The 13,265-nt window shown below is 48.7% G+C and carries 12 protein-coding genes; all 12 read left to right on the top strand.

The genetic code is table 11. The annotated features are described in order from the left end of the window. The first annotated feature begins 36 nt into the window (after positions 1-36). The 12 genes from V1498_RS14670 to V1498_RS14615 all read left to right on the top strand — a co-directional run bounded on the left by V1498_RS14670 (position 37) and on the right by V1498_RS14615 (position 13,263). The gene (locus V1498_RS14670; RefSeq protein WP_409294433.1) at positions 37-2,715 is read left to right on the top strand and encodes a cation-translocating P-type ATPase; all 2,679 of its coding nucleotides are present in this window, start codon (positions 37-39) and stop codon (positions 2,713-2,715) included. A 128-nt stretch (positions 2,716-2,843) separates the two neighbouring features. Beyond that, complete coding sequence (locus tag V1498_RS14665; RefSeq protein WP_409294432.1) at positions 2,844-3,719, top strand: YicC/YloC family endoribonuclease; 876 nt, start codon at positions 2,844-2,846, stop codon at positions 3,717-3,719. Between the two features lie 49 nt (positions 3,720-3,768). Continuing rightward, positions 3,769-4,032 (top strand): extracellular matrix/biofilm regulator RemA, encoded by a 264-nt coding sequence (gene remA / locus V1498_RS14660; RefSeq protein WP_409292169.1) that lies wholly within the window; start codon positions 3,769-3,771, stop codon positions 4,030-4,032. A gap of 9 nt (positions 4,033-4,041) precedes the next feature. After that, complete coding sequence (gene gmk / locus V1498_RS14655; protein WP_409294431.1) at positions 4,042-4,656, top strand: guanylate kinase; 615 nt, start codon at positions 4,042-4,044, stop codon at positions 4,654-4,656. Positions 4,657-4,658: 2 nt separating this feature from the next. Beyond that, the gene (rpoZ, locus tag V1498_RS14650) at positions 4,659-4,874 is read left to right on the top strand and encodes a DNA-directed RNA polymerase subunit omega (protein WP_409299306.1); all 216 of its coding nucleotides are present in this window, start codon (positions 4,659-4,661) and stop codon (positions 4,872-4,874) included. Between the two features lie 119 nt (positions 4,875-4,993). Further along, on the top strand, positions 4,994-6,202 hold the full coding sequence (gene coaBC / locus V1498_RS14645) for a bifunctional phosphopantothenoylcysteine decarboxylase/phosphopantothenate--cysteine ligase CoaBC (protein WP_409294430.1): 1,209 nt from the start codon (positions 4,994-4,996) through the stop codon (positions 6,200-6,202). A gap of 5 nt (positions 6,203-6,207) precedes the next feature. Then, positions 6,208-8,622: a primosomal protein N' gene (gene priA, locus V1498_RS14640; protein WP_409294429.1), complete on the top strand. Its 2,415-nt coding sequence runs from the start codon at positions 6,208-6,210 to the stop codon at positions 8,620-8,622. Positions 8,623-8,645: 23 nt separating this feature from the next. Then, on the top strand, positions 8,646-9,134 hold the full coding sequence (gene def, locus V1498_RS14635) for a peptide deformylase (RefSeq protein WP_409294428.1): 489 nt from the start codon (positions 8,646-8,648) through the stop codon (positions 9,132-9,134). Continuing rightward, positions 9,127-10,083, top strand: a complete 957-nt coding sequence (gene fmt, locus V1498_RS14630) for a methionyl-tRNA formyltransferase (RefSeq protein ID WP_409294427.1) — start codon at positions 9,127-9,129, stop codon at positions 10,081-10,083. The genes def and fmt overlap by 8 nt, the downstream gene beginning before the upstream one ends. Beyond that, positions 10,073-11,422, top strand: coding sequence for a 16S rRNA (cytosine(967)-C(5))-methyltransferase RsmB (gene rsmB / locus V1498_RS14625; RefSeq protein ID WP_409294426.1), 1,350 nt, complete (start codon positions 10,073-10,075; stop codon positions 11,420-11,422). The genes fmt and rsmB overlap by 11 nt, the downstream gene beginning before the upstream one ends. Before the next feature lies 1 nt (position 11,423). Then, the gene (gene rlmN / locus V1498_RS14620; protein WP_409294425.1) at positions 11,424-12,509 is read left to right on the top strand and encodes a 23S rRNA (adenine(2503)-C(2))-methyltransferase RlmN; all 1,086 of its coding nucleotides are present in this window, start codon (positions 11,424-11,426) and stop codon (positions 12,507-12,509) included. Positions 12,510-12,513: 4 nt separating this feature from the next. Beyond that, positions 12,514-13,263: a Stp1/IreP family PP2C-type Ser/Thr phosphatase gene (locus V1498_RS14615; RefSeq protein WP_409294424.1), complete on the top strand. Its 750-nt coding sequence runs from the start codon at positions 12,514-12,516 to the stop codon at positions 13,261-13,263. Positions 13,264-13,265 lie beyond the last annotated feature (2 nt).

Here is a 13,265-nt window from a genome sequence, read left to right as displayed (position 1 = left end):
AGAGAGGACAAGTATGAGGGGGAAGTGAGATGCTGGATGAAGTTCCGGGAGATGGATAGAGAAGAGGTTGAAGCTGCTCTTCGGACAAGTTTGGAGCATGGGCTGACGGATAATGAGGCTTTGGAGCGGCAGAGGGTGAAGGGCTTCAATGAGCTTCAGGAGGGGGAGAAGCAGTCTGCCCTATTACTGTTTTTTGCTCAGTTCAAGGATTTTATGGTGCTTGTTCTGCTTGCCGCCACCCTGATTTCCGGGCTTCTGGGTGAGTATATAGATGCCATTGCCATCATCGCGATTGTCATCGTGAATGGGATTCTCGGCTTTTACCAGGAGAGAAGGGCGGAAAAGTCGCTGCAGGCATTAAAAAGCCTCGCTGCTCCCCAGGTAGTGGTCAAGCGGGAAGGGGAGTGGCGGAAGGTTCCTTCCAGGGAGCTGGTTGTCGGGGATATCATCAAGTTTTCAAGCGGTGACCGCATTGGTGCCGATCTCCGTATTCTGGAGGCTGCCGGCCTGGAAATCGAGGAGTCGGCCCTGACGGGGGAATCCGTTCCTGCGGCCAAAAGATGTGACCCTATCCACCAGGCTTCTGACCAGATAGGCGATCAGGAGAATTTTGCCTTCATGGGGACGATGGTGACAAGGGGGAGCGGGACTGGAGCCATCATCGCGATCGGGATGGATACAGCGATGGGGAAAATCGCAGACCTGCTGCAATCGGCCGAAACGATGGAAACCCCGCTTCAGCGGAGGCTTGAGCAGCTTGGCCGGATTTTAATTACCTCTGCCCTGCTGCTGACACTGCTTGTGGTGGTGATTGGTGTTATCCAGGGACAGGAAATGTACACCATGTTTCTGGCAGGTGTGTCCCTCGCGGTGGCTGCCATTCCTGAAGGCCTCCCGGCTATTGTCACCGTAGCCCTGTCGCTTGGGGTTCAGCGGATGATCAAGCAGCGGGCAATCGTCAGGAAACTGCCTGCCGTTGAAACCTTAGGCTGTGCATCAGTCATTTGCTCGGATAAGACAGGGACCATGACCCAGAATAAAATGACAGTTACCCATCTTTGGACGGGCGGCAGGACCTGGACTGTAACGGGAACAGGCTATGAGCCGAAGGGAAAGTTTCTGTGCGGGGACCGGGAGGAGGACGTATCCAAGGAAAAATCAATCCAGCAGCTGCTGTCGTTTGGGATGATCTGCAACCACGCGGAAATCAAACAGGGGGATGCGGGTTATATCCTGGACGGGGACCCGACTGAAGGGGCGCTGCTTGTGGCAGCTATGAAAGCAGGCTATACCCGTGAAAAGCTGAAAGCACAGTTTACTATCGTGAAGGAATTTCCTTTTGATTCTTCAAGAAAGATGATGAGCATGATTGTAAAGGATGAAAACGGAAGGACCTTTGTTGTGGCAAAGGGTGCCCCGGATGTTCTCATCAGTAAATGCGAATCCATTCTCTGGTCAGAGAAGCAGCACCGCCTCACAGGAGAGTTCAGCGGGAAAGTCAAGGAAGCGGTTGAAGGACTCGCGGGACAGGCGCTTAGAACCATTGCGATCGGCTTCAGACAGCTTTCTACCAATTCGGTCATTTTGGATGAGTCTGAGGCGGAAAAGGACCTGGTCATGATCGGCCTTCAGGGGATGATGGACCCGCCGCGTCCAGAAGTGAAGGAAGCAGTCAGGGAGTGCAGGGAAGCGGGAATCAAGACCGTCATGATTACGGGTGATCATGTGATGACCGCAAAGGCCATCGCATCGCAGCTTGGCATACGCTCAGCCGGCGACCTGGTCCTTGATGGAAATGCATTGTCAGCCATGGACGTGGAAGAGCTGGAGGCTGTGGTGGATAAGGTATCGGTTTATGCCAGGGTTTCTCCTGAACATAAGCTGAAAATCGTCAAGGCGCTCCAGAAAAAGGGGCATGTGGTCGCCATGACAGGAGATGGTGTGAATGATGCACCGGCTATCAAATCTGCGGATATCGGGATAGCGATGGGAATTACCGGGACAGACGTGGCAAAAGAAGCTTCGGCGCTTGTGCTCCTTGATGATAATTTTGCCACCATAAAGTCTGCTATTAAGGAAGGGCGTAATATTTATGAAAACATCAGGAAATTCATCCGCTATCTGCTGGCTTCGAATGTAGGGGAGATTCTTGTCATGTTCTTCGCCATGCTCCTTGGCCTTCCACTGCCGCTGATTCCGGTGCAGATCCTATGGGTGAACCTGGTTACGGATGGACTGCCTGCAATGGCTCTGGGACTTGATCAGCCGGAAGAAAATGTTATGCAGAGAAAACCAAGACTCCCGAGTGAAGGGGTATTTTCAAGGGGACTTGGCTGGAAGATCGTATCCAGGGGGTTTTTAATAGGATCTGTCACACTTGCGGCCTTTATGGTGGTGTACAAGGCTGACCCCGGAAATCTGGTGTATGCGCAGACGGTCGCTTTTGCTACCCTTGTGCTCGCCCAGCTGATTCATGTGTTTGACTGCAGGAGCGAAAAATCAATCTTCGCCAGGAATCCGTTCGGCAACTGGTATCTGGTTGCTTCGGTGATTTCCTCACTGCTCCTCATGCTTGTCGTGATTTACTATAAGCCGCTGCAGCCGATTTTCCATACCGTGCCAATCAGGATGAATGAGTGGCTGTTGATTGTCGGGATGGCTGCAATTCCAACTTTTTTACTAGCGGGTACATTTTTAGCAAGAAAAACAAAATGATGTATGATATAATTCTTGGGTAGTAGAGACGGCTCTATTACCTTTTTATTTATTATGGGATACATAATTTTACTTTTTAGATGTTAAAACATAGATAACAAATTCAGCAGGCAGCGGGGTGATTTCATTTGGTCATAAGCATGACTGGTTACGGCAGAGGGACTGGCGGCGGGGAAGGTATCTCGATCCTTGCCGAAATAAAGACGGTCAACCACCGTTTTGCTGAATTCCAGATCAGGATGCCGCGGCAGTTCCTTTTTCTTGAAGACAAGATCAAGAAGCAGATAAGCGAATACATAAAACGCGGGAGAATAGAAGTGTACATTACCATAGAAGGAGGCCATTCAGCGGAGCGGCGCCTTGAGGTGGACTGGAAGCTTCTCGATGAATTTGTCCAGGCGATGAGCCAGGTGAAGGAAAAGTATAACCTCGGTACAGAGGCCGCTCCCGGTGACCTGCTGAAGCTGGATCATATCTTCAGGGTCGTCGAGGAGGTGGAATCTGGTGAAGAATTGCAGAAAAAGGTTCTTTCCGCCGTCAGGGAGGCGGCTTCAAGCCTGCTTCAGATGAGGCAGCTCGAAGGTGCTGAACTTGGCCGGGATATGCTCGGGAATCTTCACCAGATTACCGCTGCCGTTGGAAAGGTTGAATTAATGGCTCCTGCTGTGCATGAGAACTATCGGAAACGCCTTTATGATAGAATAGCTGAATATACCGGCGGTCTGGTGGATGAATCCCGCTTGATCACAGAGACCGCTATTTTCGCAGAAAAGGCTGATATCAATGAAGAGCTCATCCGCCTGAAAAGCCATGCCGCACAGTTTGAGAACACTTTATCCCAATCAGAGCCGATAGGGAGAAAGCTCGATTTCCTTGTCCAGGAAATGAACCGGGAGGCCAATACAATAGGATCGAAGGCTAACAATTCCCAGGCGGCCGCTGTTATTGTCGAGATAAAAAGCCTTCTTGAAAAAATTAAGGAACAAGTTCAAAATATCGAATAGTAAGTTTATATAGATAGATGAACGGTCAAAATAGAATGGGGGAGCGCTGGTGTCTATCAAGCTGATAAACATTGGGTTTGGAAATATTGTTTCCGCGAATAAGATTGTTTCAATCGTCAGCCCTGAATCTGCTCCGATCAAACGGATAATCCAGGAATCGCGTGACAAGGGTTCTTTAATAGATGCAACGTATGGCAGGAGGACAAGAGCCGTGATCATAACCGATTCTGATCATGTAATCCTGTCAGCTGTCCAGCCGGAAACCGTTGCAGCCAGGTTGCACGACCGAGATGATAATGTAGATGAAGGGTAGGTACTTAAATTGAAAGAAAAGGGTTTGCTAATTGTTTTATCGGGACCATCGGGAGTAGGCAAGGGGACTGTAAGGAAGGAAATCTTCTGCAGGCCGGATACTGCTTTTGAATATTCCATATCCATGACAACGAGAAAGCCGCGCGAAGGCGAAATAGACGGAGTCGATTACTTCTTTAAATCAAGGGACGAATTCGAGGAATTGATTGAGCAGGGGAAGCTCCTGGAATATGCTGAATTTGTCGGCAATTATTATGGGACACCAGTGGATTATGTCAGGCAGACCCTGGAGGACGGCAAGGATGTTTTCCTTGAAATCGAAGTGCAGGGTGCAAGACAGGTGCGTGAAAAGTTTCCTGACGGTCTCTTCATTTTCCTTGCGCCTCCAAGCCTTACCGAGCTTCAGAACAGGATCACCACAAGAGGGACTGAATCTGAGGAATTGATTTCCAGAAGGATGAATGCCGCCAAGGCTGAGATTGAAATGATGGACTTATATGATTATGTAGTGGAAAATGATAAAGTAGAGAATGCCTGCGAACGGATCAATGCAATCGTGGTTGCTGAACACTGCCGCAGAGAGCGGGTTTCACGCAGATACAAAACTATGCTGGAGAGTGAATGAACATGCTATATCCTTCAATCGATTCATTATTAAATAAAATTGATTCCAAATATTCATTGGTATCTGTAGCAGCGAAGCGGGCAAGACAGCTTCAGGAAAGCAACGAAACCACACAGCTGCCGAAGCCGGTTTCGCATAAAAATGTCGGAAAAGCGCTGGAAGAAATCCATGCAGGCATTTTAAGCTACAAAAACGAGCACAAGGATTCCAACCTTTGATAACCTGCTTCTGCAGGTTATTTTCTTTTAGCGGGAAAATTCCCCGCATAGATTAAAAAGATGAAAAAAACGTCATTATCCTTCATAATGAAGACAGTTTAAATGCTGGAGGAAAACACATGCTGACGAATAAACAGATTCTATTATGCGTTTCAGGAGGGATAGCGGTCTATAAGGCTGCGGCGCTTACGAGTAAGCTGGTACAGGAGGGTGCGGCCGTCAAGGTCATCATGAGCGAATCAGCCGTGAAATTTGTCACTCCGCTTACGTTTCAGGCTCTTTCCAGGAATGATGTTTTTATAGATACCTTCGATGAAAAAATCCCGGGCAAAATTGCCCACATTGACCTCGCTGACTGGGCTGACCTGATCATTGTCGCCCCTGCAACAGCCAATATCATTGGCAAAATGGCCAACGGCATTGCAGATGACATGATATCCACCACCATACTTGCTTCCACGGCCCCGGTCTGGATTGCCCCGGCCATGAATGTCCATATGTACGGCCATCCGGCAGTTCAAAGGAATATGGAGATACTGAAAAGCTTTGGCTATGAATACATTGAACCCGGGGAGGGCTACCTCGCCTGCGGCTATGTGGGCAGGGGAAGGCTTGAGGAGCCGGAAACCATCGTAGAAAAAGTGAAGAGCTTTTTTATGGGCAGAGAACACCTTCCGCTTGCCGGGAAGCAAATTTTGATCACGGCGGGGCCGACGCGTGAGAAAATTGATCCTGTCCGTTTCATTTCAAACTTTTCGAGCGGTAAAATGGGCTATGCCCTTGCAGCAGAAGCGGTTCGTCTCGGCGGAGAAGTGACGCTTGTGTCAGGGCCGGTGTCCATAGCCCCCCCTCCTTTCGTCAAACTGGTCGCTGTTGAATCTGCCCAGGAAATGTACGAGGCAGTCATGGGAGAATTTGAGGAAGCAGATGCAGTCATTATGACAGCAGCCGTTTCCGATTACAGGCCAAAGATTTACAGCACGAAAAAAATGAAAAAACAGCCTGGGGATGAAATGATTGAATTAGAACGTACAAGCGATATCCTTATGGAGCTTGGTGCCCGCAAAGGGAATAAAGTGTTAATTGGATTCGCAGCGGAGACAGACTCTGTAGAGGAATATGCACAGAGTAAATTAAAACGCAAAAATGCAGACATGATCGTTGCGAATAATGTTACATCTGAAGGGGCAGGATTTGGAACTGACACCAATATTGTCACCATATTTGCAGGTGGCAGGGAACCGGTCCATATACCACAGAAGTCAAAGGCAGCCATTGCAGGCGATATATTAGGCAGGATGATAGAATTGTTTAATAAAAAGGAATGATGTCCATGAAAATAGCGTCCGTCATCGTCGATGTGCCGGCAAAGCAAACGGACCGTGAATTCGATTACCTTATACCAGAAAAATGGGAAGGGGTAATCAAACCTGGAATGAGGGTGATCGTCCCCTTTGGCCCAAGGAAGATACAGGGATTCGTTTCAAAGGTGAAAGCCGAGTCCGAACACAGCAGGCTGCGGTCCATCGAAGAACCGATGGACCTCCAGCCGGTCCTGAACGGAGAATTGCTCGAGCTTGGGGACTGGCTGACTGAAGAAACGCTGTGCTACCGGATATCTGCATATCAGGCCATGCTTCCTGCTGCCCTCAAGGCCAAATATGAAAAGTTCATTGATTTAGTAGATGAAGCTATGAGGGAAGGGCTGTCTCCAAAAGTTCAGGAGCTGTTCAGTGCAAAAACACGGATAAGCTGGAAAGAAGCTCTGGACAGCACATCACCTGCCAAACTTCAGCACGAGCTTCATGAAGGCCGGCTTGAGGTGATATATCAGGTGAAAAATAAATTGAACAAAAAGCGCCTGAAGTATATAGAAGCCGCCAGCAGCCGGAAAGAATTGGAGCAATTTGCCGCAAATCTGCCCCAGAATGCAGCAAAGCAAAAGGCGGTCATCGCCCATTTCATTGAAAAGCCGGGGGATATACCGCTCAAGGACTTAATCGCAGTGACCGATACGACGGCGCAATCCGTAAAGGGCCTGGTAAATAAGAAGGTCCTTCGGGAGTTTGAAAAGGAAATATACAGGGATCCATATATCAACCGGACTTTTGCGGAGACATCACCGTTTGTCCTGACGGAAGAGCAGCGGGCAGCGCTGGCCCCGATCAATGAATCCATTGATACGAAAAGTGACGGTACATTTCTCCTATATGGGATCACCGGAAGCGGGAAGACAGAAGTTTATCTGCAGGCAATCGCGAATAGTGTGAGCCAGGGAAAAGAAGCGATTATGCTCGTGCCGGAGATTTCGCTGACTCCCCAGATGGTTCAGCGTTTCAAAGGCCGCTTTGGAAATGAAGTAGCGGTTCTTCACAGCGGCCTGTCAGCAGGCGAGAAATATGATGAATGGCGGAAAATCCAGCGCAAAGAAGTAAAAGTTGTCGTGGGCGCCAGGTCAGCCATTTTTGCCCCGTTCGAAAACCTTGGCATTATCATCATTGATGAAGAGCATGAGTCAAGCTACAAACAGGAAGAAAATCCAAGATATCATGCCCGGGATGTGGCCATCAGAAGAAGCAGGCGCCACGGCTGCCCCGTGGTACTTGGCAGTGCCACCCCTTCGCTTGAAACCTTCGCCCGCGCTCAAAAAAAAGTATACACCCTCCTTACGCTGCGGCACCGGATGAACGAGGCCGTCCTGCCTGAGGTTGAGATCGTGGACATGAGAGAAGAGCTTCGCGGAGGGAACAGGTCCATGTTCTCAAGCAAGCTTTTTGAGAAATTGAAGGACAGGGTGGCCAAAAAAGAGCAAACGGTATTATTCCTTAACAAGAGAGGCCATTCCTCATTTGTGATGTGCCGCGACTGCGGCAAAGTCCTTGATTGTCCCCATTGTGATATCTCGCTGACTTATCATAGATATAACCATCAGATGAAATGCCATTACTGCGGCTTCGAAGCACCGATGCCATCCCACTGTCCTGAATGCCAGAGTGATCATATCCGTTTTTTTGGGACGGGAACACAGAAGGTTGAGGACGAGCTTGGCAAGATCCTGCCCGAAGCAAGGGTAATCCGGATGGATGTGGATACGACCGGAAAGAAAGGGTCCCATGAAAAGCTGCTTCGTGCCTTTCAGGAAGGACAGGCTGATATTCTGCTCGGAACCCAGATGATTGCCAAAGGACTGGATTTCCCGAATATAACACTGGTAGGGGTTCTATCAGCCGATACTATGCTTCACCTGCCCGATTTCAGGGCCTCCGAGAAAACGTTCCAGCTTTTGACACAGGTCAGCGGCAGGGCTGGCAGGCACCAGCTGCCAGGGGAAGTGATCATCCAGACGTACACACCTGAACACTATAGTGTCGAGCTTTCTGCCGAACAGGATTTTGATGCTTTTTATGAGCAGGAAATGCGCTTAAGGAAGCTTAGCAAATATCCTCCTTATTATTATCTGGCCATGGTAACCGTTTCTCATGAGGATTTGATGAAGGCCGTTTCGGTGACGGAACGAATAACAAAATTTCTCAGCACGGGCCTGAGCGGAGATTCTGCGGTCCTTGGGCCGGTCGCTTCGCCGATAAGCCGTGTCAACGATAGATATCGGTACCAATGTTTGATAAAATACAAGCGTGAGCCGGAATTAAGGAAAATGCTGAAGAAAATTGTAGATCATTATCAGAAAGAAACCAGCCAGGATGGACTGCAGATTGCGGTTGATTTAAATCCTTACATGTTAATGTAGGCTGTCAGGAGGAATTTATTACCTTGGCAATATTACCGATTGTGCTTTATCCAGACCGGATTTTAGAACAAAAATGCGAAAAAGTTGAAGTTTTTGATAAAAAGCTGGCTAAACTTTTAAATAATATGTATGAAACCATGCTTGAAGCGGATGGGGTGGGCCTTGCCGCACCCCAGATCGGCTCTTCCCAGCGGATTGCCGTTGTGGATATTGGCGATGAAAACGGGAGAATTGAACTGATCAATCCAGAGATCGTAAGTGTTGAGGGAGACCAGTCAGGGCCGGAGGGATGCCTGAGTTTTCCTGGACTGTTCGGTGAAGTGGAGCGCCCTTATAAAATAAAAATTAAGGCCCAGGACCGCAAAGGAAGGCCGTTTGAATTAAAGGCGGATGATTTCCTTGCCAGGGCAATCCAGCATGAAATGGATCACCTTGATGGTGTGCTGTTTACCTCCAAGGTAAGCCGTTACTTGACCGAAAAAGAACTAGAAGGGGTGGAGGAGCATGACTAAGATTGTATTTATGGGAACCCCGGATTTCTCGGTCCCTGTATTACGGAGGATCATCGAAGACGGCTATGAAGTAGCCGCCGTCGTGACACAGCCTGACCGTCCAGTCGGCAGAAAAAGGGTCCTGACTCCGACTCCGGTCAAGGTCGAGGCACAAAAGCACGGCATCAAGGTATTCCAGCCGGAAAAAATCCGCAATGAAGAGGAATTGGATGAAGTCCTATCCGTAAAGCCGGATCTTATTGTCACGGCCGCCTACGGCCAGATCCTGCCCAAACGGCTATTGGATGCACCCGGATTCGGATGCATCAATGTCCATGCTTCCCTGCTGCCTGAACTGAGGGGCGGGGCGCCCATCCATTACGCCATCCTCCAGGGCAAAGAAAAAACAGGGATCACCATCATGTATATGGCTGAAAAGCTTGATGCCGGGGACATCCTCGCCCAGACGGAAATAGCGATTGAAGAAGAGGATAATGTGGGCACACTGTTTGAGAAGCTGAGCGCGGCTGGTGCAGACCTGCTATCCGACACACTGCCAAAGCTGTTGAAGGGTGAAATCACCCCGGTTCCACAGGATGAATCAAAGGCAACATTTGCCTTCAATATCAAACGTGAGCAGGAAAAAGTGGATTGGACTAAAACCGGCGAGGAAATCTTCAACCATATCCGGGGGCTGAATCCTTGGCCGGCCGCCTACACGGTTTTTGGAACCGAAGTATGGAAACTGTGGAATTCCCAAAAGATAAAGAATGACATAAAAGCCGGTGCCGGAGAGATCATCAGTCTGGATGAGGACGGCATTGTGGTTGGGACAGGCAACGGCACCGGAATCAAGATAACTGAATTGCAGCCTGCGGGGAAAAAGAGGATGAATGCCCTGGATTTCCTCCGCGGATCAGGTGCAAGCCTTAAGCCAGGCATGAAGCTGGGAGACGAACATGACAACTAATAAAAAATCAGTAAGGCAGATTGCGCTTGAAGTCCTGGACTCGGTTGAAAGGAACCAGTCCTACAGCAATCTCCTCCTGAACAAAATGATTACAAAACATAAGCTTTCAGGACTCGATGCAGGGCTCCTGACTGAGCTGACATATGGCACTATCCAGCGGAAAATGACGCTCGATTTTTATTTAAGCCCGTTTGTTAAATTCAACAAAACGCAGGGCTGGATCGTGAATCTGCTGCGCCTGTCGCTCTATCAAATGATCTACCTGGACAAAATTCCTGACCATGCCGTGCTGTTTGAAGCGGTGGAAATTGCAAAAAAGAGGGGCCATAAGGGCAATACCTCCATGGTCAATGGAGTTCTTAGGAACATACAGCGCAAAGGAATTTTGCCGCTCGATGAAATCAAAGACAGAACCGAAAGAATCTCGATTGAAACAAGCCATCCAAAATGGATCGTGGAACGCTGGGTCGAACAATTCGGCTATGAAAAAACCTATGAAATGTGTATGGAGAATCTGCTTGCACCTGTTCAGACAGCAAGGGTCAACATCCGGAAAGCTGCGAGGAATGAGGCATTGAGCCTTCTTCGCGAAGAAGGATTCGAGGTGGAGGCAAGCCAGGTCACGCCCGATGGAATAAAGGCGCTCAGGGGGAATCTTACCCACTCTGAGGCATTCAATGCAGGCTTTTTCACCATACAGGATGAAAGTTCCATGCTTGTGGGGTATGCCCTCGGCGCAGAAGGAGATGAGCAGGTTCTTGATGCCTGTGCCGCCCCTGGAGGTAAGTCCACCCATATAGCCGAGAGGCTCTCGGATAAGGGACGGGTGGTGGCACTCGATCTCCACGAGCATAAAGTCAAGCTCATCAATGAGCAGGCAGAGCGGCTGGGACTGACTAACATCAAGACCAGGGTGTATAACAGCAAAAAGGTTCAGGAAATTTTCGGGCTCGGCCAATTCAGCCGTATCCTGATCGATGCACCGTGCTCCGGGCTCGGAGTGATGCGCAGGAAGCCTGACATTAAATATACAAAAACCGAAAAAGATATTGCATCTCTGGCAGGCATACAGCTTGAACTGCTGGATGCAGCTGCCCCGCTTGTCCAAAAAGGGGGCACCCTGGTGTACAGTACATGTACCGTGGATAAGGAAGAAAATGAAAATGTGGCACAGCGATTTTTAGAGGAACATCCGGAATTCGAGGAAGACCTCAGTCTTCGCGAAAGGCTTCCGTTACCGGCACAGCCTCTCGTCAGCGGCCATATGATCCAGGTACTGCCCCAGGATTTCGGAAGCGATGGATTCTTTATAGCAAGTTTTAAAAGGAAGGTGAAGTAAATTGGAAAATACATTGAAGAGAAAACCGCAGCAGGAGAACCAAAAACCATCCATCTATTCACTTGAATTGCATGAAATAAGAGAATGGCTGACAGAGAAGGGAGAAAAGGCCTTCAGGGCTGAGCAGATCTATGACTGGCTCTACATCAAGCGCGCTACTGCGTTTGGAGAAATGACCAATCTATCCAAAGAGTTAAGGGAAAAGCTGGAGGAAAGTTTCTCGCTGACGACACTTAATACCCTGATCCAGCAGACTTCAAGTGACGGTACCATTAAATTTTTGTTTGAGCTTCATGATGGGTACTCGATTGAAACGGTCTTGATGAGGCACGAATACGGTAACTCCATCTGTGTCACCACACAGGTAGGCTGCCGGATAGGGTGTACGTTCTGTGCCTCTACACTGGGCGGATTAAAAAGGAACTTAGAAGCAGGAGAAATCGTTGCTCAGGTCGTAAAAGTACAGAAGGCGCTTGATGAGACAAATGAGCGGGTGAGTTCTGTCGTAATTATGGGGATTGGCGAGCCTTTCGACAATTATGATGAAATGCTGTCATTCCTGAAGATCATCAATCATGAAAAGGCATTGAATATCGGAGCCCGCCATATCACGGTATCCACGAGCGGCATCATTCCGAAGATTTACAAATTTGCCGATGAAAAGATGCAGATCAACTTTGCCATTTCCCTTCATGCACCTAACAATGATATCAGAAGCTCCCTTATGCCGATCAACCGCGCATATAAACTTCCGGATCTGATCGAAGCTGTTGAATATTATGTCAATAAAACAGGCAGGCGTGTCAGTTTCGAATATGGATTATTCGGCGGCGTGAATGATCAGGTGGAGCATGCAGAAGAGCTTGCCAGACTGATTAAAGGTCTGAAGTGCCATGTGAATTTGATTCCTGTAAATTATGTGCCTGAACGCAACTATGTAAGAACACCTCGCGAGCAGATCTTTGAGTTTGAAAAAACATTGAAGAACGCTGGAGTAAATGTAACCATCCGCAGAGAACAGGGCCATGATATCGACGCAGCCTGCGGGCAGCTGAGAGCCAAGGAGCGAAAAGAAGAGACGAGGTGAAAGGATGGAAGCGGTTTTTAAAACAGACCGTGGGAGACTCCGCCAGCTTAACGAAGATAATGGCGGAGTCTTCACCAATTCAAGCGGAATTATTCTTGCTGCCATTGCAGATGGAATGGGAGGTCATAGAGCCGGGGATGTCGCCAGCAGGATGGCCATCGACAGCTTGCAGGAATATTGGGGAGAAACAGGAGATTTTTCAGATATCGAAGACGCTGAGGACTGGCTCAGAACCCATATCGTAAAAGTGAATGATCTGATTTACAGGCATTCACTCGCCAATCCTGAATGTGAGGGAATGGGAACCACGATTGTTGCAGCAGTCTGCACAGAATCGTTTGCGTCCATAGCCCATGTTGGGGACAGCCGCGGCTATATGTCGACTGAAGGCAGGCTCATCCATCTGACCGAAGACCACACACTTGTCAATGAACTGGTCAGGTGCGGTGAACTTACCAGGGAAGAAGCCGAGCACCATCCGAGGAAAAATGTATTGCTGAGAGCACTTGGAACTGAAAAACATGTAGAGATCGATACAGCAATCCGGACAATGCAGGGAAATGACACACTCCTGCTTTGTTCAGATGGTCTTTCCAATAAAGTGAGCGAGCAGAAGCTGCAGGAAATTATACAATCCAGCATAAACCTTGAAGCCAAATCTGAGGAAATGGTTAAACTGGCCATTGAAAACGGCGGCGAGGATAATATCACCCTTGTCCTTGTGCATTTTACAGATGAAAGTGAAAGCGGGTGAAT

This window comes from Paraperibacillus marinus, from assembly GCF_046237605.1.
Lineage (GTDB): Bacteria > Bacillota > Bacilli > Bacillales > DSM-1321 > Paraperibacillus > Paraperibacillus marinus.
Note: the sequence above shows the minus strand (reverse complement) of the source record. Positions and strands in the feature narration are given on the sequence as shown.

Bases quoted from the DNA above. Each gene is read 5' to 3' on its own strand.
- fmt (WP_409294427.1), top strand. From the start codon at position 9,127: ATGACTAAGATTGTATTTATGGGAACCCCGGATTTCTCGGTCCCTGTA.
- coaBC (WP_409294430.1), top strand. From the start codon at position 4,994: ATGCTGACGAATAAACAGATTCTATTATGCGTTTCAGGAGGGATAGCG.
- priA (WP_409294429.1), top strand. From the start codon at position 6,208: ATGAAAATAGCGTCCGTCATCGTCGATGTGCCGGCAAAGCAAACGGAC.
- rpoZ (WP_409299306.1), top strand. From the start codon at position 4,659: ATGCTATATCCTTCAATCGATTCATTATTAAATAAAATTGATTCCAAA.
- V1498_RS14615 (WP_409294424.1), top strand. From the start codon at position 12,514: ATGGAAGCGGTTTTTAAAACAGACCGTGGGAGACTCCGCCAGCTTAAC.
- V1498_RS14670 (WP_409294433.1), top strand. From the start codon at position 37: ATGAAGTTCCGGGAGATGGATAGAGAAGAGGTTGAAGCTGCTCTTCGG.
- rsmB (WP_409294426.1), top strand. From the start codon at position 10,073: ATGACAACTAATAAAAAATCAGTAAGGCAGATTGCGCTTGAAGTCCTG.